The 20389-nt window shown below is 68.5% G+C and carries 18 protein-coding genes; 4 read left to right on the top strand and 14 right to left on the bottom strand.

The genetic code is table 11. The annotated features are described in order from the left end of the window. Positions 1-319: 319 nt before the first annotated feature. The 7 genes from A7D27_RS18410 to A7D27_RS18380 form a co-directional block, all read right to left on the bottom strand. On the bottom strand, positions 320-2098 hold the full coding sequence (locus A7D27_RS18410) for an ABC transporter ATP-binding protein (RefSeq protein ID WP_069565685.1): 1779 nt from the start codon (positions 2096-2098) through the stop codon (positions 320-322). Next, positions 2091-2729 (bottom strand): DsbA family protein, encoded by a 639-nt coding sequence (locus tag A7D27_RS18405; protein ID WP_069563447.1) that lies wholly within the window; start codon positions 2727-2729, stop codon positions 2091-2093. The genes A7D27_RS18410 and A7D27_RS18405 overlap by 8 nt, the downstream gene beginning before the upstream one ends. A gap of 19 nt (positions 2730-2748) precedes the next feature. Continuing rightward, complete coding sequence (locus tag A7D27_RS18400) at positions 2749-3684, bottom strand: rhodanese-related sulfurtransferase (protein ID WP_069565684.1); 936 nt, start codon at positions 3682-3684, stop codon at positions 2749-2751. 310 nt (positions 3685-3994) lie between these two features. Further along, entirely contained in the window at positions 3995-4657 is a 663-nt protein-coding gene (pdeM, locus tag A7D27_RS18395) for a ligase-associated DNA damage response endonuclease PdeM (RefSeq protein ID WP_069565683.1), read from the bottom strand. Further along, entirely contained in the window at positions 4654-7125 is a 2472-nt protein-coding gene (locus tag A7D27_RS18390) for a ligase-associated DNA damage response DEXH box helicase (protein ID WP_069565682.1), read from the bottom strand. Before A7D27_RS18390 ends, pdeM begins: the two co-directional genes overlap by 4 nt. Beyond that, complete coding sequence (locus A7D27_RS18385) at positions 7122-8786, bottom strand: ATP-dependent DNA ligase (protein WP_069565681.1); 1665 nt, start codon at positions 8784-8786, stop codon at positions 7122-7124. Before A7D27_RS18385 ends, A7D27_RS18390 begins: the two co-directional genes overlap by 4 nt. Continuing rightward, positions 8783-9811 carry a ligase-associated DNA damage response exonuclease gene (locus A7D27_RS18380; RefSeq protein WP_069565680.1) on the bottom strand — a complete coding sequence of 343 codons (1029 nt, stop codon included), beginning with the start codon at positions 9809-9811 and terminating at the stop codon, positions 8783-8785. Before A7D27_RS18380 ends, A7D27_RS18385 begins: the two co-directional genes overlap by 4 nt. 175 nt (positions 9812-9986) lie before the next feature. Here A7D27_RS18380 and A7D27_RS18375 point away from each other — a divergent pair, with 175 nt between their 5' ends. Beyond that, the gene (locus A7D27_RS18375; protein ID WP_069562379.1) at positions 9987-11144 is read left to right on the top strand and encodes a sterol desaturase family protein; all 1158 of its coding nucleotides are present in this window, start codon (positions 9987-9989) and stop codon (positions 11142-11144) included. Between the two features lie 229 nt (positions 11145-11373). Here A7D27_RS18375 and A7D27_RS18370 read toward each other — a convergent pair whose 3' ends face one another. The 4 genes from A7D27_RS18370 to A7D27_RS18355 all read right to left on the bottom strand — a co-directional run bounded on the left by A7D27_RS18370 (position 11374) and on the right by A7D27_RS18355 (position 15662). Beyond that, positions 11374-13914: a penicillin acylase family protein gene (locus A7D27_RS18370; RefSeq protein ID WP_069565679.1), complete on the bottom strand. Its 2541-nt coding sequence runs from the start codon at positions 13912-13914 to the stop codon at positions 11374-11376. Between the two features lie 156 nt (positions 13915-14070). After that, entirely contained in the window at positions 14071-14724 is a 654-nt protein-coding gene (locus A7D27_RS18365) for a glutathione binding-like protein (RefSeq protein WP_069565678.1), read from the bottom strand. 237 nt (positions 14725-14961) lie between these two features. Then, positions 14962-15153 (bottom strand): SEC-C metal-binding domain-containing protein, encoded by a 192-nt coding sequence (locus A7D27_RS18360; RefSeq protein ID WP_069562382.1) that lies wholly within the window; start codon positions 15151-15153, stop codon positions 14962-14964. Positions 15154-15161: 8 nt separating this feature from the next. Continuing rightward, positions 15162-15662, bottom strand: coding sequence for an LEA type 2 family protein (locus tag A7D27_RS18355; protein ID WP_069562383.1), 501 nt, complete (start codon positions 15660-15662; stop codon positions 15162-15164). A gap of 113 nt (positions 15663-15775) precedes the next feature. On the opposite strand from A7D27_RS18355, the gene A7D27_RS18350 reads away from it, so the two are divergent. Next, entirely contained in the window at positions 15776-16348 is a 573-nt protein-coding gene (locus A7D27_RS18350; protein WP_069565677.1) for a hypothetical protein, read from the top strand. 55 nt (positions 16349-16403) lie between these two features. Here A7D27_RS18350 and A7D27_RS18345 read toward each other — a convergent pair whose 3' ends face one another. From A7D27_RS18345 to A7D27_RS18335, 3 genes are read right to left on the bottom strand one after another with little or no spacing between them, the layout of a single operon-like run. Then, on the bottom strand, positions 16404-17507 hold the full coding sequence (locus A7D27_RS18345; RefSeq protein ID WP_069565676.1) for a hypothetical protein: 1104 nt from the start codon (positions 17505-17507) through the stop codon (positions 16404-16406). Between the two features lie 52 nt (positions 17508-17559). After that, complete coding sequence (locus tag A7D27_RS18340; protein ID WP_069562386.1) at positions 17560-18030, bottom strand: YchJ family protein; 471 nt, start codon at positions 18028-18030, stop codon at positions 17560-17562. Between the two features lie 2 nt (positions 18031-18032). Then, positions 18033-18530: a DUF6231 family protein gene (locus A7D27_RS18335; RefSeq protein ID WP_069565675.1), complete on the bottom strand. Its 498-nt coding sequence runs from the start codon at positions 18528-18530 to the stop codon at positions 18033-18035. Between the two features lie 149 nt (positions 18531-18679). On the opposite strand from A7D27_RS18335, the gene A7D27_RS18330 reads away from it, so the two are divergent. Both A7D27_RS18330 and A7D27_RS18325 read left to right on the top strand, forming a co-directional pair. Beyond that, positions 18680-19378 carry an OmpA family protein gene (locus A7D27_RS18330; RefSeq protein WP_069562388.1) on the top strand — a complete coding sequence of 233 codons (699 nt, stop codon included), beginning with the start codon at positions 18680-18682 and terminating at the stop codon, positions 19376-19378. Positions 19379-19475: 97 nt separating this feature from the next. Next, complete coding sequence (locus tag A7D27_RS18325) at positions 19476-20201, top strand: OmpA family protein (RefSeq protein ID WP_069562389.1); 726 nt, start codon at positions 19476-19478, stop codon at positions 20199-20201. Positions 20202-20389 lie beyond the last annotated feature (188 nt).

Below are 20389 nucleotides of genomic sequence, written 5' to 3'. Positions count from 1 at the left end.
TACAGGCGCAGGTGGAAGGATGCGCGTCGGCACCACCGGGTCACAGGCGGGCAGGACGAGGGCGGGGAGGCGCACGCGGGCGCCGGGCAGCAAGGCTGGGGTCACGGTGACCTCCGGTTGTTGTTCTTGTCGGTCGAGCGCGGCCATCTGACCCGCCGCACCGGCGCGAAACAAGGCACAGTCGCGCGCCGGAACTGTGCTGGCCGCTGGTGGCCGCGGCAGCTTTTCCTGACAGCAGCGCACCGCGCCCCGGCAATGCCGGGCGCGGGCGTAACGTTTGCTTGACAGGCTGGTGCGTCAGCGTGACGCAGGGGGCGGCTCAGTGCTGCAGGTGGCCGTAGAGGCGGGCGTAGAGGCCGCCGTGGTCGATCAGGCGCTGGTGGTCGCCGTCCTCGGCGATGCGTCCGCCGTCGAACACCAGCACCCGGTCGGCCTGCTTCACCGCCGACAGGCGATGGGCGATGACCAGGGTGGTGCGGCCGGCGAGGAAGCGCGCCAGGGCCTGGTGCAGGGCGTACTCGGTGGCCGCATCCAGGGCCGAGGTGGCCTCGTCGAGGATCACCACCTTCGGATCGGCCAGCACCATCCGGGCGATGGCCAGGCGCTGGCGCTGGCCGCCGGACAGGCGCACGCCGGAGCGCCCGACGATGCTGTCCAGGCCCTTGGGCAGGGCGCGGATGGTCTCGGCCAACTGGGCGATCTCCAGGGCCTGCCAGCAGGCCTCGTCGCTGCGCTCGCGGCCCATGGTCAGGTTGGCGCGCACGCTGTCGTTGAACAGCGCCGGGTGCTGCAGCACCACCGCGACGTGCTCGCGCACCCGCTCCAGGCCGATCTCTTCCAGGCTGGCACCACCGAAGCGGATGCTGCCGGCCTGGGGCGTGTAGAGGCCCAGCAGCAGTTGCACCAGGGTGCTCTTGCCACCGCCGCTGGCGCCGACGATGGCGACCTTCTCGCCGGGGGCGATGGTCAGGTCGAGGCCGTCCAGCACCGGCTCCTCGCCATAGGCGAAGCGCAGGCCGCGCACCTCGACGCCCACGGTGCGGTGCTCGGCGAAGGGGTCGATGCGCGGCGGGTGCTGTGGCTCGTCGGCCCGTGCCAGCAGCTCGTTGAGGCGGCTCAGTGCGCCGCCGGCGGCGTAGAAGGCGTACTGCAGGCCGAGCAGTTGTTCCACCGGGCCGATCATGAACCAGAGGTAGCTGAACACCGCCAGCATCTGGCCGATGGACAGGTCGGAAAACAGCACGGTGAGCATCGCCGCGCCACGGAACACGTCGATGCCGAACTGGAACAGCAGGCCGCTGGTGCGCCCGGCGGCGTCGCTCTTCCATTGCGAGGCCACGGCGTAGTCGCGCACCTCCCGCGCCCGTTCGCCGAGGCGGCCGAGGAAGAAGCCCTGGCGGTTGCCGGCGCGGATCTCCTGGATGGCCTCCAGGGTCTCGGTCAGGGCCTGGGTGAAGCGGGCGGTACTGTCGTTTTCCAGCTTCTTCAGGTGCTTCACGCGCTTGCCCAGCTGCACCGTGGCGTAGATCACCAGCGGGTTGAACAGCAGGATCAGCAGCGCCAGCTTCCAGTGCATCCACATCAGGATGCCGGCGGTGCCCACCAGGCTGAGCATGGCCACCAGGAAGCGGCTGAGGGTCTCGCCGATGAATTTGTCCAGGGTGTCCAGGTCGGTCACCAGGTGGGCCGAGACGGTGCCGCCGCCGAGGCTTTCGTACTCGCCGAGGGAGATGCGCTTGAGGCGTTCGATCAGCCGTACCCGCAGGCGGTACACCACATCCTTGGAGAGGCGGGCGAACAGGCGGGCCTGCAGCACGTTGAACACCAGGGCGAAGCTGCGCAGCACCAGGGTGACGGCCAGCATCAGGCCGATGTAGCCGGCCGGCCCCTGCCAGGCATCGGGCAGGAAGCCGTCCATGAAGCGCAGGGCGGCGTCGCCCTTGCCCAGCAGCACTTCGTCCACCAGCAGCGGCAGCAGCAGCGGGATCGGCACGGCGCAGAGCGCGGCGAGGATGGCCACGCCGTTGGCCAGCCAGAGGGCCTTGCGGTGGCGCAGGGCGAGGCGGCGGATCTCCGCCCAGCTCAGCCGATCAACCATGGGCGATGCGCTCCAGCCAGCGGCCCAGCAGCGGTTGCAGGTCACTCAGCGGCTGGTAGCCGTTGGTCAGCAGGGCCAGTTGGCCATCGCGCTCGGCCAGCAGGGTGGGGAAGCCGGCGATGCCCAGGTCCTGCACCCAGGTGAAGTCCTCGGCAGTGGCCTGGCGGGTGGCCGGGTCATCGAAGGCTTCGGCGAATTCGATGCGCGGGATGCCGGCGGCTTCGGCCAGGGCCACCAGTTGCTGGGCTTGGGTCACGTCCTGGCCTTGTGCATAGAAGGCGTGCTGGATGCTGCGGGCCAGGGCCCAGGTGGCGTCCTCGTCGAGCCCGCGTGCGGCCACCAGGGCCCGGCACGCCGGTTCGGTGTCGTAGACGAAGCCGTCGGGCAGCGCGCCGTCGAAGCGGAACGGCTGACCGGTGGCCTGCTCGACCGCGTGCCAGTGTTCGAGGATGTAGCGCCGCGTGGTCGGGTCCAGCGCCGCGCCCTGGCCGGTGCGCAGGCCGCCGACCACCAGGCGCAGCGGCACGCCGGCGTCACGTGCCTGCTCGATCAGCGCTCCGGCCACCGGGGCAAAGCCCCAGCACCAGGAGCACATGGGGTCCATCACGTAGAGCAGGCGTGCAGTGGCCATGGCGATCCCTCGTTGTCGGTCAGTGGTTCGGATTCTGCCGCGGGTCGCGGCCGATGGGGTGGGGCTGGTTGCGCTGCTTGGCCAGCTCGATCTGCTTCTGCCGTTCGCGGGCGCTGGCGCGGGTCTTCTCCGAGAGGCTGTCCCAGCAGTGCGGGCAACTGATGCCGGGGGCGTAGTGCGGGGACTGGCGGTCTTCCACGGAGATGGGGTTGCGGCAGGCGTGGCACTGGTCGTAGTCGCCTTCGCTGAGGTCGTGGCGCACGGTCACGCGGTTGTCGAAGACGAAGCAGTCGCCGCGCCACAGGCTCTGCTCCTGGGGCACGTCCTCCAGGTACTTGAGGATGCCGCCCTTGAGGTGGAAGACCTCTTCGAAGCCCTGGTTGAGCATGTAGCTGGAGGCCTTCTCGCAACGGATGCCGCCGGTGCAGAACATCGCCACCTTCTTGTGCACCGCGGGGTCGTAGTGGGCCTTGATGTATTCCGGGAACTCGCGGAAGGACTTGGTCTTCGGGTCCACCGCGCCTTCGAAGGTGCCGATGGCCACTTCGTAGTCGTTGCGGGTGTCGATCAGCAGCACCTCGGGGTCGCTGATCAGGGCGTTCCAGTCCTGCGGCTCGACGTAGGTGCCCACCTGCTGGTTCGGGTCCACGCCCGGCACGCCGAGGGTGACGATCTCTTTCTTCAGCTTGACCTTGGTGCGGTAGAAGGGCTGCTCGTCGCAGTAGGACTCCTTGTGGTCCAGGTCGACGAAGCGCGGGTCGACCTTGAGCCAGGCCAGCAGGGCGTCGATACCCTCGCGGGTGCCGGACACGGTGCCGTTGATGCCTTCCTCGGCGAGCAGCAGGGTGCCCTTGATACCGTGCTCGGTCATGGTCTTGAGCAGGGGCTCGCGCAGGGCGACGTAGTCTTTCAGGGATACGAACTTGTAGAGCGCCGCGACAACGATGCGGGACATGAAAACCTCCAGTGGTCGCCCACGCAAAGGGCGGACCGGGTGACAGAAACGACAGCGCCGGCTGGGCCGGCGCTGGGGGCGGAGTCTATCAAAAACCGCCGGGTCACGGATGTGGGGGAATGTCTCAGTCGTCGGGTGGGGCTTGTTGCCTGCATGTACGGAAGAAGGGTGAAGCCAAGCTGTAGCGCCCCAGCAAGATATCCCCAAAAAAAGCAGGCGCCACGAGGGCGCCGCAGGGAGCAATGAACAATGCCCTTGTTCTGACCCCCTTGGGGCCGACACGTTCAGTCGTTGGCCCGGATCGGTGGTTTCAGGCCGCCGGCACGGGCCAGACGCCCCCGTCGCCGCAGAGGTAGAGGCGGGTGCCTGGGGTGGCCGGTTGTTCCAGCCCGCCGGTGAATTCGCCGAAGGCCGGTAGCAGGCTGACGCGGTGGCCGAGGGCGAAGCAGGGCAGGCGCAGGCTCTGCCGGCCGGGGCCGCGCAGGCGGTGGCAGGGGTGCAGGTGGCCGGCCAGGACGTGGCGCTCGGGGTGGGGGTCGGGTTCGTGGCGCAGGGCGAAGGGGCCGAGCAGCAGTTCGGCTTCGTGCAGGTCGATGCCGAGGCTGGCGGGCGGGTCGCCGGCGTGGCGGTCGTGGTTGCCGCGCACCAGGTCGACGTGCAGCGCGGGATGCCGTTCGCGCCAGTCGGCCAGGGCCTGCCAGAGGCCGTCGTGGCGCCCGTGGCGGGCGTGCAGGAAGTCGCCGAGGAAGACCAGGCGCCGGGTGTCGTGGCGGTGCAGCAGGCGGTCCAGCCGCGCCAGGTTGGCGGCGGTGGTGCCGGCGGGGACCGGTTGGCCGAGGCGGCGGAAGCTGGCGGCCTTGCCGAAGTGGATGTCGGCGATCAGCAGGCAGTGCTGGTCCGGCCAGTAGAGGGCGCGGTCCCCCAGCAGGCGCAGGCGGGTGCCGGCCAGGTCCACGTCGAGGTGGGTGTTCACAGGCGGCGCCTCCGTCTGGGCGGGGCGTCGGCGGCTTTTTCCAGTTGCGCCACCATGCGGGCGATGCGGTCGGCAAGTTTCTCGGTGCTCAGGCCCTCGCGCAGGCGCTCCACCAGCAGGGGGAAGGCCAGCGGGGTGGCGCGTTCGACGTCCTTCACCACCAGGCGCCGCTGGCGCAGGCGGGCGAGGGCGTCGGCCAGGCGTGGCAGGTCCAGCTCCTGGCGCAGGGCTTCGTCGCGGGCCTGGTGCAGCAGGCGGTTGTCCGGGTCGTACTGGCGGAACACGTCGAAGAACAGGCTGCTGGAGGCCTGCAACTGGCGGGTGCTTTTGTGCGCCCCCGGCGGGCCGCTGTGGAGCAGGCCGGCGATCTGGGCGATCTCGCGGAAGCGGCGGCGGGCCAGTTCGCTGGCGTTGAGGCTGTCCAGCAGTTCAGCGAGCAGGTCGCCGTCCTCCAGCAGGGCGGGCAGGCGGGCGTCGTCCCAGTCGGGGGCTTCGGCGGCCAGCAGTTCCAGACCGTAGTCGTTGACGGCGATGGAGAAGGTGCCGGGGCGCTGGCGGGCCAGTCGCCAGGCCAGGAGGCTGGCGAGGCCCAGGTGCACGTGGCGGCCGGCGAAGGGGTAGAGGAACAGGTGCCAGCCCTCCCGCGAGTGCAGGCGCTCCACCAGCAGGCTGTCGTCCTCGGGCAGGGCGGACCAGGCGGCCTGCAAGCTCAGCAACGGGCGCACGAGCTGCAGCTCGGGGCTGTCGTAGCGGCCCTGGGCGGCCTCGCCGAGCTGGTGCACCAGGGCGGCGGCCAGTTCGCTGGAAAGTGGCATGCGCCCGCCGTTCCAGCGCGGGATGGCAGCCTTGCGGGCACTGGAGCGGCGTACGTAGGCGGTCATGCCTTCCACCCGCACCAGTTCCAGGTGGCGGCCGGCGAAGAGGAATACCTCGCCGGGGCGCAGGCGGGCGATGAAGCTTTCTTCGATGCTGCCGAGGTGGCCGGCGGCGCCGCCCTTGCCCCAGAAGCGCACCTGCAGGCTGGCGTCGCCGACGATGGTGCCGACGCTCTGCCGGTGGCGCCGGGCCAGGGCGCGGTTGGGTACGCGCCAGAGGCCCTGCTCGTCGGGCTCCACCCGCTGGTAGTCGGGGTAGGTGCTGAGGGCGCTGCCACCGTGGCGGACGAAGGCCAGGCACCAGGCCCAGTCGGCGTCGTCGAGGTGGCGGTAGGCCCAGGCGCCGCGCACTTCCGTCAGCAGTGCGTCGGGCTGGAAGCCGCCCCCCAGGGCCATGCTGACCAGATGCTGCACCAGCACGTCGAGGGGCTTTTCCGGGCTCTGCCGGGCTTCGATGCGGCGCTCGGCGACGGCCTGGCGGGCGGCGACGGCCTCCACCAGTTCGAGGCTGTGGGTGGGCACCAGGGTGACCCGCGAGGTGCGGCCGGGGGCGTGCCCGGAGCGGCCGGCGCGCTGCATGAGGCGGGCGATGCCCTTGGCGGTGCCAATCTGCAGGACCCGTTCGACGGGCAGGAAGTCCACCCCCAAATCGAGGCTGGAGGTGCAGACCACGGCCTTGAACCGGCCGTGCTTGAGGGCGTCCTCGACCCATTCGCGCACCTCGCGGGACAGCGAGGCATGGTGCAGGGCGATCAGCCCGGCCCAGTCGGGCCGCGCCTCCAGCAGGGCCTGGTACCAGAGTTCGGCCTGGGAGCGGGTGTTGGTGAACACCAGGCTGCTGGGGCTGGCCTCCAGTTCGGCGACCACCTTGGGCAGCATGCGCAGGCCCATGTGGCCGGCCCAGGGGAAGCGCTCGACGCTGTCGGGGAGCAGGGTGTCCACTGCCAGTGCCTTGTCCTGGCGGCCTTCCAGCAGCAGCCCCTGGCCGTCGGGTACCAGCACCTCCAGGGCGTGGTCGAGGTTGCCGAGGGTGGCGGAGAGGCCCCAGGTCACCAGTTGCGGGTGCCAGCGGCGCAGGCGTGCGAGGGCCAGTTGCAGTTGCACGCCGCGCTTGCTGCCGAGCAGTTCGTGCCATTCGTCCACCACCACCATCTGCAGGTGGGCGAAGGCCTCGGCGGCGTCGGCGCGGGTCAGCAGCAGGGTGAGGCTTTCCGGGGTGGTGACCAGGGCGCTGGGCAGGCGCCGGGCCTGGCGGGCGCGCTCGCTGCTGCCGGTGTCGCCGGTGCGCAGGCCGAGGCTCCAGGGCAGGCCGAGGGCGTCCAGGGGCGCCTGCAGGGCGCGGGCGGTGTCGGCGGCCAGGGCGCGCATGGGGGTGATCCACAGCACCGAGAGGGGCAGCGGCTTGGCGGGGCTGGCGGTGCCGGGGGCGATGGCGTCGAGGGCGGCGAACCAGGCGGCGTAGGTCTTGCCGGAGCCGGTGGTGGCGTGGAGCAGGCCGGAGCGGCGCTGGCGGGCGGCGTCCCAGAGCTGGCGCTGGAAGGGGAAGGGCGTCCAGCCCTGGGCGTTGAACCAGGCGTCGGAGGGTCGGCTCATGCATCGTCCTCTGTCGGGGCGTTGCCCAGCAGGGCGTGCAGGCTGGCCAGGGTGTCGGCGTCCTCCACGGGTTTGTCGCGGCGCCAGCGCAGCATGCGCGGGAAGCGCACGGCGACGCCGCTCTTGTGCCGGCGCGAGCGGGCGATGCCTTCGAAGCCCAGCTCGAACACCAGGCTGGGGGTGACGCTGCGCACCGGGCCGAACTTCTCCACGGTGGTGCGGCGGATGATGGCGTCCACCTGGCGCATCTCCTCGTCGGTGAGCCCGGAGTAGGCCTTGGCGAAGGGCACCAGGCTGCGCGGGGCGTCGCCTTCGCCCTCGGCCCAGACGGCGAAGGTGAAGTCGGTGTAGAGGCTGGCGCGGCGGCCGTGCCCGCGCTGGGCATAGATGAGCACGGCGTCGACGCTGTAGGGGTCGAGCTTCCATTTCCACCAGGTGCCGTCCTCGCGGGTGCGGCCGACGCCGTAGCGGGCGTCGCGGGCCTTGAGCATGAGGCCTTCCACGCCCTGTTCGCGGGCGCGCTGGCGTTCAGCGGCCAGGACCTCCCAGGTGGCGCCGGTGACTTCCGGGGACAGCTCCAGCAGCGGGGTGTCGAGCCCCGCCAGCAGTTGTTCGAGCTGGGCGCGGCGGGCCTGTTGCGGGCGGCTGCGCCAGTCTTCGCCCTGCCATTCCAGCAGGTCGTAGGCCAGCACCCGCACGGGGGCGTCCTCCAGCACCTGGCGGGTCAGGCGCTTGCGGCCGATGCGCTGTTGCAGCAGGGCGAAGGGCTGGGCGCGGCCGTCCTTCCAGACCAGCAGTTCGCCGTCGATCACGCAGCCGTCGGGCAACTGCCGGCAGAGGGCGTGCAGCTCGGGGAAGCGCTCGGTGACCAGCTCTTCGCCCCGGGACCAGATCCACAGTTGGCCGTCGCGGCGTACCAGTTGCGCGCGGATGCCGTCCCACTTCCATTCCGCCAGCCAGTCGCTGGGCGGGCCGAGGCGTTCGTCGAAGGCTTCGGGCTCCAGTTGCAGGGGGTGGGCGAGGAAGAAGGGGTAGGGCTGGCCGCCGCGTTCGCGGTGCTCGTCGGGGCTTTCGGCGGCGATCAGCCGGCGGTAGCCGTCGGCGCTGGGGACGCGGCTGATGTCGGTGTAGCCGACCATGCGCTGGGCGATGCGCTTGGGGTCCAGGCCGCTGAGGCTGGCCAGGGCGCGGGTCACCAGCAGGCGCGAGACGCCGACGCGGAAGGCGCCGGTGATGAGTTTGTTGAACACCAGCAGGCCGTCGCGATCGAGCCGCGCCCAGAGCCGCGACAGGCGTTCGGTGAGTTCGGCCGGCGGCAGGCCGCGCAGGGGCAGCAGGTGCTCTTCCAGCCAGTGGGCGAGGCCCTCCTGGCTGTCGCTGGCGGCGGGGGGCAGCAGCAGGGCGATGGTTTCGGCGAGGTCGCCGACGCTCTGGTAGCTCTCTTCGAAGAGCCATTCGGGCAGGCCGGTGACGGCCAGGGTGCTGGCCTTGAGCTGGCGCACCGGCACCAGTTGGCGCGGTTTGCCGCCGCTGAGGAAGTACACGGCCCAGGCGGCGTCTTCGGCGCTGGCCTGGCGGAAGTAGTCCTCCAGGGCGGCGAGCTTGGCGTTGCTGGAGGTGCTGGCGTCGAGGCGCACGTAGAGGTCGGCGAAGGCCTTCATGCGGGGGCCTCCGGGGTGGCGTCGGCGCTGTCGGGGGTGTCGTCCTCGTCGCCGTATTCGGTGCTGAAACCCTGGGCGTCGAGGCCCTGTTCGCGCAGGTAGCGCACCAGCACGGGCACCGAGCCATGGGTGACGAAGACCCGCTCCGCGCCGCTCTGCTGCACGGCCCAGAGCAGGCCGGGCCAGTCGGCGTGGTCGGAGAGCACGAAGCCGCGGTCCACGCCCCGGCGGCGACGGGCGCCGCGCAGGAGCATCCAGCCGCTGGCGAAGGCGTCGCTGTAGTCGCCGAAGCGGCGCATCCAGGTGCTGCCGCCGGCAGAGGGTGGGGCGATGACCAGGGCTTCGCGCAGCAGCGGGTCGTTGCGCTTGAGTTCGCCGGCGTAGCGGGTGGCGGCCAGGCGCACGCCGGCTTCGCGGTAGACGCGGTTGAGGGGCTCCACGGCGCCGTGGACGAGGATCGGGCCCGGTTCGTCCGCCAGGCCGTGGAGCAACCGCTGAGCCTTGCCGAAGGCGTAGCTGAACAGCACGCTGGCGCGCCCGGCGGCACGGTTGGCCTGCCACCACTGGCGCACCTGGTCCATGACCTGGGCCTGGGGCTGCCAGCGGTAGATGGGCAGGCCGAAGGTGGATTCGGTGATGAAGCAGTGGCAACGCACCGGCTCGAAGGGAGCGCAGGTGCCGTCGGCTTCGGTCTTGTAGTCACCGGAGGCGACCCAGACCTGGCACTGGTGTTCCAGGCGCACCTGGGAGGAACCGAGCACGTGGCCGGCGGGGTGCAGGCTGATGCGCACGCCGTTGTGCAGCAGGGCTTCGCCGTAGTCCAGGGTCTGCAGGGGCACGTCGCCGAGGCGGGCGCGCAACACGCCGGCACCGGGGGTGGCGGTGAGGTAGTGGCCGTTGCCGCTGCGGGCGTGGTCGCCGTGACCGTGGGTGATGACGGCGCGGGCGACGGGTTTCCAGGGATCGATGTAGAAATCGCCGGGCGGGCAGTAGAGGCCCTCCGGCCGGGCGACGACCAGGTCCATGGGATGCCTTGCTGTGGGTTCGTGGTTGCTGACCCGGCAGCGCGCTGGTTGGTTCGCCCTCAACGCGATGGACGTCGCAGTTGGACGCGGCATTCGTCGCCGGAGGTGGCCTGGAGCGCGGCTGGTGCGTCAAGATCGTGAACGGCCAGAAGGCCGGTTTCAAGGAGGATGTCCGATGGAGGCTCTCAAAGCCTATTTCCAGCGCCATGGCCACGCCCCGTTCCGGGTCGGGGAAGGGCGTATCAGTGGTTACCTGTCTGCGGCACTGGGCCTGTTGAGCCTCTGCGCGGTGCTGTGTTTCCTGTTTCCCGAGTGGCTGACCTTTGCGGAGTTCCGCAAGGTCTACAGCGAGCAGTTCGCTCGCACGGTGCTGTTGGTGGGCCTGGTGCTGTCGTTCAGCCTGGGCACGCTGAACATCCTGCTTAACCGGCGCAAGCGCCTGGGCTTCACCGGCATCGCGGCCTCGGGGCTGGCGGTGTTCTTGGGGGGCACCAACATCCAGTTCGAGACCATCGGCCAGACGCCCTATTCCCTGGGGCTGGACTGGTTCGTGCTGGCGCTGCTGGTGTCGGCCATCGTCTTCATCCCGCTGGAAAAGCTGTACGCGAAGGACCCGGAGCAGAATATCCTGCGGCCGCACTGGCGCACGGACCTGGCGTACTTCTTCGTCAGCCACATGCTGGTGCAGTTCATCCTGATCTTCGTCACCGCGTCCTCCACGCTGCTGGGGGGCTGGGCGGTCTCGGCGACCTTCCAGGCCGGCGTGCAGTCCATGCCGGTCTGGCTGCAGTTCATCCTCGCGGTGCTGGTGGCGGACCTCGGCCAGTACTGGCTGCACCGCCTGTACCACGTGGTGCCCTGGCTGTGGCGCTTCCATGCGGTGCACCACTCGAGCACGGCGATGGACTGGCTGGCGGGCTCGCGCATCCACTTCGTGGAGATCCTGCTGACCCGTACCGGGGTGCTGGTGCCGCTGATGCTGATGGGCTTCTCGCCCCAGGCGATGAACGCCTACGTGATCCTGGTGGGGGTGCAGGCGGTGCTGGCCCACGCCAACGTGCGCATCGATGGCGGTTGGCTGAACTACCTGCTGGTGCTACCGCGCTACCACCACTGGCACCACGCCCGGCACCCGGACTACATCTACAAGAACTATGCGATCCACCTGCCGATCGTCGACATGGTATTCGGCACCTTCAAGCTGCCGCCGAAGGAGTGGCCGACCCGCTACGGGGTGTTCGGCAAGCCGCTGCCGGACGGCATCCTGCGCCAGCACCTGTATCCCTTCCTGAAGCCGGAGCCCAAGGCGCCGGTGAAGCCCAAGGCGTCCTGAACCCGGGCGGCCCCTGTGCAATGCAGGGGTCGCTTTCCCTGGCTTTTCCCTTCTTGCCGATTTCCCGGGCTGAAGCCCGGGCTACGTCCGTGCATTTTTCCGCAGGTTGGCGCTGAGGCTTTTCACGGGCAAAAGAAAGGGCGCCGGTGAGGGCGCCCTGAAGATGTGATCTATGGAGTAAGTCCGTTTACATAGACAGCCACCACGCGGGGAGTTCCGCGTGGGGGGATCATTTCTGCGGGGTGAGCATCAGCCGCTTGGTGCCGTAGACGCCGTCGAGGTTCTGCGACTGGAACGGGAAGCTCAGGTAGCGGGCCTTGAGCCAGGCGTCGATGCCGTCGGCGTAGTGCGGGCTGGCGGGGTTGCCGGACTGGCCGGAGCTGTTGAGGCCGATCATGGGTTCCGGCTGGCCGAAGTCGACGATGATGCGCATGGCCGGGATCAGCCAGGTGTCGAAGTCGTTGCCCCAGTTGTAGCCGGAGACGTTGAGGGTGTTCATGTCGCCGCCGGCGGGGTAGGGGCCGCGGTCCAGGTAACCCTTGATGGCGTTGATGCCGGTGCGCTGGCTGGCGCTCATGTAGGGCGCGAGGCGGGTGGTGTCGGTGGCCCAGGTGTAGGTGTGCAGTTTGCCCCACTGCCAGTTGCGGCGGTCGGCGCCGAGCTTGCCTTCGGCGAAGCTGACGGCGGCGGCGAGGCTGCGGGCGAGGATGGCGGGCTTGTCTTCCTTCTGCGGGGTGCGCACGTCGTCCCAGAAGGGGCTGTCGGCGCGGCCCAGGAGGTGGTCGGCCTGGGCGGAGTAGGAGAGGTTGGCGGTCTCCACCAGGGCCTGCCAGGCGGGGCTGGTGTCCGGGCCCAGTTCGTCGAGGAAGATCTGCCGCGCACTCTCGTGGAGGAAGGCTTCGTAGTAGATGGCGTCGGCCGAGGTGGGGGCGAGGTTGCCGTCGAAGGCCAGCAGGCGGCTCAGGGCTTCGCGGGCACGGTCACGCTCGGCGGCGGGTAGGGCGTCGATGGCCTGTTTGAGCGGCTGGGCCATGGCCGGGTCTTCGAACATGGCCTTGAGCTTGGTGGCGAAGGGGGTGGTCTGGTCGTACTGCATGGCGATCATGCTGCGGGTGTCGTGCTTGCCGCTGCCGGCCAGTTGGGCGATGCGCTCGGCTCGCTCGGGGTAGAACCAGGAGTTGGACAGTTGCACGCCATAGCCGCCCTGGACGGTGCGCTGGTTGGCGGTGCCGAGCCAGCCCTGGGGCGGGTCCTGGTCGTAGGGGTGGAGCATGGGGTCGGCGTAGCCGTCCCAGTCGTAGCGGCTGTCCCAGCCGGGAGAGGGCATCAGGCCCCGGCCTTCGCGGCGGTTCGGGTAGCGGCCGGTGACCTGCCAGGCAATGTGCTGGGCGTCGGCGGTGAGCAGGTTGAGGCCGATGGCACGGATGGCGCGGGTGGCTTCGGCGGCCTGTTCCACGGACTGGGCGCGGGACAGGTCGAAGAAGGCGTCGAGGGTGGTGTCCTGCTCGAACTGGACGGTCTTCAGGGCGATGCCCAGGCCGCTCTTCAGCTCCACCGGCTGCAGCGGGTGCTTGCGTTGGCCGAGTACGGAGTTCAGTAGCGGGCCGTGGCGGGTTTCAAAGATGGTTTCGCGGATCGGGCGCTCGCCCTTGATGAAGAAGGTCTCATTGCGCTCGATGGCCGGCTGCCACTTGCCGTCGGCCAGGTAGTAGAGGCGGTTGCCTTCGCGCTTGACCTTCTCCAGGTAGAGGTCCTGGTTGTCGGCCATGACCATGGTCATGCCCCAGGCGAGCTTGCCGTTGAAGCCGGCGACGATGGCCGGGACACCCGCCACCGAGACGCCGGCGGCCTGGAATCTCGGCGAGCGGATCTGCATGAAGTTCCAGATGGAGGGCATGGACAGCGGCAGGTGGGTGTCGTTGGCGAGGATGCTCTTGCCGTTGCGCGCGCGCTGCGGGGCGATGGCCCAGTTGTTGGAGGCGGCGACGCCGAGCATGCCGAGGCCGGCCACCTGGGCGGCGGCCTGGTCGATGCTTGCCAGGCCGGGGATCTGCCCGCCGAGGTTGAGGCCCTTGAGCTTTTCGGCTTCGTCGAAGGGCAGGTTCTCGTCGGGGTAGACCGGCAGCAGCCAGGCGACCTTGTCGGCGCCGACCTTCTGCGCCATGACTAGGGAGGCGATCTCTTCCTGCAGGTTCACCGCCAGGCCGAAGTTGAGCAGGGTGAAGACCAGCACCGAGTCCTCGGGCTTCCAGTAGGCGGGCCGGTAGCCGGATTCGGCCAGGTCCATCGGCAGCTTGTCGCGGTAGCGGTATAGGTAGGCGTTGACGCCCCGGGCGTAGACCTCGAAGAAGGACTTCAGGCGCGGGGAGGCGTTCTTGTAGAGGATGTCGGCACTCTTGCGCAGGTTGGCCGCACGCATGAAACGGTCGATCTCCAGCACGCCCGGGCCGGCCATCTCCGCCAGGCGGCCTTCGGCCATGAGGCGCAGGCCGACCATCTGGCTGAGGCGGTCGGAGGCATGCACGTAGCCCATGGCGAAGAGGGCGTCGTGGAAGGTGGTGGTTTCGATCAGTGGCATGCCCAGCGGGTTGCGGCGGATCGAGACGCTCTGCGCCAGGCCCTTGACCGGCTGGAAGCCGGAGGTGGGCGGCAGGCTGTCGGCGTAGCGGCTGTCCAGCCAGGACTGGCAGCCGGTGAGGCCGACCATGGCGCTGAGGGCGGCGCCCAGGCAGAAGGTGGAGATGAGGCGCTTGGGCGCAGGCGAAGCCATGGGGCGGTGTCTCCCGGGGAAGGCGGCGGTTCGAAACGCGCTACGTTAGAGAGCGGCTTCGGACTGCGCAAGGGCCGGATGACCGGCCTTCCGACGGGGGCACCTGAGCACTGCCCGACGCCCACTGCATCACGGGTGCCGGGTGTGGTGCAGCGGTTACTTGCGGACGGCTGCGGCGGGGTTGATGCGCTCCACCAGGTCGTAGGCGCGGACGGTGGCCGGGCGGGTCTGGATGGCCTGGAACCAGCGCTTGACGTGGGGGAAGTCGTCCAGGTCCTGCTCCTGGTAGGCGTGGGGCACGATCCAGGGGTAGATGGCCATGTCGGCGATGCTGTAGTCGTCGCCGGCGACGAAGGCGCGGTCGGCCAGGCGGCGGTCGAGCACGCCGTAGAGGCGGGCGGTTTCCTTGACGTAGCGCTGGATGGCGTAGGGCACCTTCTCCGGGGCGAAGCGGTTGAAGTGGTGGTTCTGTCCGGCCATCGGGCCGAGGCCACCCATCTGCCAGAACAGCCACTGCAGGGCTTCCTGGCGGCCGCGCAGGTCCTGGGGGATGCAGCGCCCGGTCTTCTCGGCGAGGTAGAGCAGGATGGCCCCGGACTCGAATAGTGAGAGCGGTTCGTCGCCGTCCGCCGGCTCGTTGTCGACGATGGCGGGGATGCGGTTGTTGGGGGCGATCTTGAGGAAGTGCGGCTGGAACTGTTCGTCCTTGCCGATGTTGATGGGGTGTATCCGGTAGGGGAGGCCGGTCTCCTCGAGGAACAGGGTGATCTTGTGGCCGTTGGGGGTGGTCCAGTAGTACAGGTCGATCATGGCGGGACTCCTCGGAGCAGCACCTCTAAAAACTATCTGCGTTGTCATCGCCGCGTTAAAAACCGGCTCAAAATGCTCATTTACAGTACGTAAACTGCGCTCTTTCGCCTGTTTTTGCCTTGCGCTGACTGCCTCGCCTACGTTTTTAGAGGCGCTGGAATGGGTCGGTCAGCCTAAAGGATTCCCGGCAGACACGAAAAGGCCCGTACTAGACGGGCCTCGTTGTGCGGGTGCGGATCAGGCACCGTGGCACTTCTTGAACTTCTTCTGGCTGCCGCAGGGGCAGGGGTCGTTGCGGCCCACTTCCTTCAGCGGGTTGCGCACGGGCTCCTGGTGGCCATGGTTGCAGTGCGGGCCGTGGACGTGGTGGTGATCGTGGTCATGGTCGTGGTTGCAGTCGGGACCATGGACGTGTTCGTGCTGGCTCATGGGGTGGATCACTCCGGGATGTAGTTGCCCGGGATTATCTCGCCATTGCGGGCGAGGTGCACGCTCTTGCCGAACATGAGGCCGGTCTTCACTTCGCCTTCGAGGCGGTAGCGGATGACCTCGTCGGGCTTTTCCAGCAGCTTGACGATGTACTTCATGTGACGCCACAGGTTGGTGCGCACCGGCACTTCGAAAGTCTCGCGGCCCCGGGCGGGGACGGTGAACCAGGTGTCGGATTCGCCGGTGGCGAGCTTCACGTCGTTGAGGTAGACGGTATAGGCCAGGCCACGGATGGGCAGGCTGACGTCGTTGGGGTTGTCCACGCGAAAGCGCAGCAGGAACTGTTGTTCGAGGAGGCGGGCCTTGATCACGTCGACCTTGACCAGTTGCACGTCGGGATCACGAAAGCCCCCGGTCAGCCAGGTGGAACAACCGGAAAGGCCCGAGGCAGAGAGGGTCAGCAAAACCAGTAGGCTGAGAATTCTTATCGTTTGCGCCTGATAAAACATCGCGATACTCCGAAGACGCTCAAGTGTAACAAGCAACTGCTCGGCTGCAACTTGTTGTTGGCAGAAAAAAACCTGCGCCATACTGCGGGCTGTTTTGGACAGGAGTGTGACCGATGAGCCGCTACGAGATCGCCTTCTCCGGCCAACTGGTTCCCGGTGCGGATGCCGACCAGGTGAAGGCCAACCTCGCCAGGCTGTTCCAGGCCGACGCACAGCGCATAGCCTTGCTGTTTTCCGGCCGGCGCATCGTGATCAAGAACAATCTTGATGCGGCCGGGGCGGAAAAATACCGGGTGACGCTGGAGCGGGCCGGGGCGCGGGTGGATGTGCGCGACATGGACGTGGAGATCGAGGAGGTGGAGCTGGCGCCCCCGCCTCCCGCCGAGCCGGCAGCGCCTGCCGTGGCACCGGTGCCCGCTGCTGCGGCCCCCGCAGCCGCACCGGCCGGACGCCTCAAGGTGGCCCCGCGGGACGAGTACATGGCGGCCTTCATGGACGTCGACGCGCCGGACTTCGGCATCGCGCCGGTGGGGGCGGACCTGCAGGACGCCAAGGCCGAGCCGGTGGCACCGAAGGTGGACCTCAGCCAGTTCAGCCTGGCGCCGGTGGGCAGTGACATGGGCCAGGCCAAGGCGGTGCAGGCCGGCCCGCCGCCGGATATCTCGCACCTGAAGCTGCAGGAGTGAACGAAAGAGCCCGCCGAACTGGCGGGCTCTTTCGTTCTTGCCGTTGCGCCCTGCTTCAGCCCTGGGGGGTGGTACAGGTCTGCTTGGCCTTGTCGGCGTCGTACTTGCGGATGGAGGTGTAGAACAGCTCGCAGGTCTGCACTTTGTTGGTCACCTGCCAGGTCTGCTTGCAACTGGAAAGGGTGGTGGACGGGTCGGCACTCGGGTTGCTGCCCAGCTTGGCTTGCCAGCAGGCGGCGCTGAGGTCCTGGCCCATCACCTTGAGCCCGGCAGCGTCGGCCTTGGCTTCGTCGCCGTCATAGTTGTCCGGGTTGGCGGCGTACCAGATGTAGCTCGGGTGGTTGCTGCCCAGCACCGGGACCTTCTGGTCCTTGCCGAGGTCGATCTGACCGAGACCGAGCACGCCGATGCTGACGTTGTACTGCTTCTTCACCCAGTCCCGGACCGGCTTGCCGAACGCCACCATGGGCAGGGCAGCCGGTTTGCCGGCAGTGAGTTCCCGGACCATCCGCGTCTGGTAGGGCGTGAAGTAGTCGTAGACGGATTCCAGGGTGCTGCCGGCGTCGGATGGGGCGGCGATGGGGGCGATGTCGATGATGGTCTGGTAGCCCGGGGTCGCGTCGGCGGCCACGCCGTTGACCACCAGCAGGCTGGCCCAGCGGTTGGTGGTGGAGGACTCGAGGTAGTCCTGCGCCTTGGTCAGGGAGTAGTCCGGCGGGAAGTGCAGCAGCTCGACGCTGCGGCGGTTTTCCAGGGCCATGCCCAGCGGCAGGAAGAAGTACCAGTTGTACTGCCACTGCTTGTCGTGGTTCAGGCGCTTGGCGCCTTCGTAGGCGCTGTCGCCGGCATCCAGCAGCTTCATCAGCGGCTTGCCGTAGTCGGCCGGCACGCCGGAGAAGTTGGCGTAGACGCCGTCCTTGTCGCGGTGGACCTTCACCGAGGCCTTGGCCAGGCCGTCGCGGGCCAGGCTCTGCTTGAGGTAGTGCTCGACCGTCTGCTCCAGGCTCCAGTCGCGGTAGCAGATGACGTTGCAGTTGTTGGGGTAGGCGAACAGGCGGGTGACCCGTTCGGCGCTGCCGAGTCCGAGGTGGACTTCGGCGGCCTGGCTGGCGCAGGCCATGGCGGCGAGCAGGGGGATGAGCAAATGGCGCTTGGCCATGGGTGTCTCCTTCTTGGGGTTGGCGTGGATTCCTTTCGCTGCGCAGCTGTGTCTAGAGATACCCCGCGCAGCACTTCTTGAATTTCTGCCCGCTGCCACAGATGCAGGGGTCGTTGCGGCCCGCTTTCACCGGCACGGTGGGGTCGATGAAATACCAGCGCCCGTCGTGCTGGACGAAGGACGAGCGCTCACGGTGGGCGTGCTCGCCCTGGCTGTCATGCCAACGGGCGGTGAAGGTGACGCGGGCGTGTTCGGGGGCGCCGCCGAGGACTTCGCTGGCTTCCACCTCCAGACCCAGCCAGGTGCTGCCCAGGCTCCAGGCCTTGATCGAGTCCTGATCCAGACCCGCCTGCTGGCTCGGCAGGGTGGTGGCGACCAGGTAGTCCACCTGGCCCAGTACGTAGGCGCAGTAGCGCGAGCGCATCAGCGCCTCGGCACTGGGTGCCGGCTGGCCGGCGTGGTAGCGGCCACAGCATTGGTCGAGGAGGTTGCCGCTGCCGCAGGCACAGGGTGTTGTGCTCATGGTCACCACCAGTACTTGCCGAAGTTTTCCGGGTTGGCCCAGTACTTGGCGTTCAGCCAGTCGGGCACCTGCTTGTATTCGTGCAGGTCGTAGGTGAACAGGTGCAGCACCTGACCTTCGCGCTGGAAGGTTTCGGTGGCCTGGAGGGCCAGGGCGAAGAAGTCGGTGTCCTGCCAGTCGCAGGCAGTGAGGTCCACCAGCACGGCGATGCGGCTGGCGTTCAGGTTGCGGATGCCGCCCAGCAATTCCAGGCCGGTGCGCTTGGGCAGGTGCTCCAGGCAGTCGGCCAGCAGGGCCAGGTCATAGCGCTGGGCCGCCTGGGCACCGGACAGCGGCGCGGCGGGGGCGTGCTCCACCCGGCTGTCTGGGTGGGCGGCGGCGAAGGCTTCGGCCGCCGGCAGCGGGGTGTTACCCACCAGCAGCAGGCGGGCCGGGGCATAGCGGTCGAGCAGGGCGGCGACGGCTTGCTGTGGTGTACGGGTGGAAAAACTCTGGGTCATCGTTGTTCCTCGGACAGGTCTGCGAAGACTAGCCTGCCCGCGGAGCCAGGCCTAGTTCTGCCGGGTGCCTTGCTGGCAGTTTGCAGGGGGCGCGTCTTTACTCCCCAGGGATCGGCTTTCCGGGCCGACAACCATGAGGAGACAGGCATATGAGCATCACAAGGACAGCAATACCCTTGCTACTTGTGTCGACTCTGCTGACCGGCTGCGCCGGTCTGCAGAAGACCGACTGGCCCAAGTGCGCAGCAGTAGGCGGTGTAGGCGGTGCGGCGCTGGGTGCGATCGAAAGCAGTTCCTGGGCGGGGTGGGGGGCGTTGCTCGGCGGCGGTCTGGCGGCTGGTTACTGCTGGTCGCGCGGCGATGGCGACGAGGATGGTGACGGTGTACCGGACAGCCGCGACAAGTGCCCCGGCACGCCGCCCGGCACCGTGGTGGATGCCAATGGCTGCCCACCAGCGGCTCCGATGGTGGAGCAGGTGGAAGAGGTGGTGGTGGTCAAGGAGGAGACCATCGTGGTCCGTGACCTGCTGTTCGCCTTCGATTCGGCGAAGCTCGATCCGGCCGACAAGACCAAGCTGGACACCATCGTCGCGCGGCTGCGCAACGAGGCTCCCAGCGCTCGGCTGAGCGTGACCGGGCACACCGACAGCGTCGGCAGCGATGCCTACAACCTCAAGCTGTCGGAGAAACGCGCCAAGGCAGTGGCGGACTACCTGGTGGCCTCGGGGATTCCAGCCGACAGCGTGCAGTCGGTCGGCGGGGCGGGCGAGAGCGAGCCGGTGGCGGACAACAAGACCGCCGAAGGCCGCGCGCTGAACCGCCGCGTTGAGATCGTCATCCGCCGCTAGGCCACGCCTCGCGAGGCCTGAGCCTTGGCAAGCGCAGCGCCGGGGTCTTTACTCCTGTGTTGCCGGCATTCGGTCGGTGACACAGGAGAACTTCATCATGAGTACCTTTCCACGGGTGGCTCTCTTTCTTCTGGTCGGCAGTGTTCTTTCCGGTTGCGCCTCGACGTCCAGTACGGGCGATGCGCCGCTCAACCAGGGGAACTGGCCAATCTGCAGTGCGATCGGTGCGCTGGCCGGCGGTGGGCTGGGCGCGATCGAGAGTTCAGCCTGGGCAGGGGGCGGTGCCGTCGCGGGTGCGGTGGTCGGCGGCCTCATCTGCTATGCCCAGGACGGTGACGCGGACGGTGACGGTGTCTTCGACCGTCGCGACACCTGCCCCAACACCCCGGCTGGCATGGAGGTCGACCACAACGGTTGCCCGCAGCCGAGCTACCCCGACATGGTGCGCAACGAGCCGCCGCCCCCTGCAGAGGACGAAGTGATCGTGCTGAGCGACCTGGGCAAGGTGCTGTTCGCCTTCGACTCGGCGGAACTCACGGCCGCCGCCAAGCAGGAGCTGGCCACCATCGCGACCCGTCTGAACGGGGCCTCGATGGTGTCGGTGAAGGTGGTCGGGCATACCGACAGCGTGGGCGCCGACGGCTACAACCAGCGGCTTTCCGAGCGCCGGGCACGCAGTGCAGCGGACTACCTGATCAGCCAGGGCGTGCCCTCGGGCAAGGTCACCACCGAGGGGTTCGGCGAGAGCCAGCCGGTGGCTGACAACGGCACCGACGCGGGCCGTGCGCAGAACCGGCGGGTGGAGATCCACGTCGATCGCTGAAACACAGCAGACCCTCGAAGGGGCCGGAAGGCCCCTTCTTTTTGCCTGTCATCAACCGCTGGCATCTGGCTTATGAAGGGAGGCATAAAGGTCGCCAGGACAGGATGACCGTCGCTGAAATTTTATTTCGGCGGGGGTATTTGGCTGTGGCGGCGTTAGGGGTAAGGTCGCCCCACTAGAAAAACAAA

Source organism: Pseudomonas sp. 1D4, assembly GCF_001728925.1.
Classification (GTDB): Bacteria; Pseudomonadota; Gammaproteobacteria; order Pseudomonadales; family Pseudomonadaceae; genus Metapseudomonas; species Metapseudomonas otitidis.
Note: the sequence above shows the minus strand (reverse complement) of the source record. Positions and strands in the feature narration are given on the sequence as shown.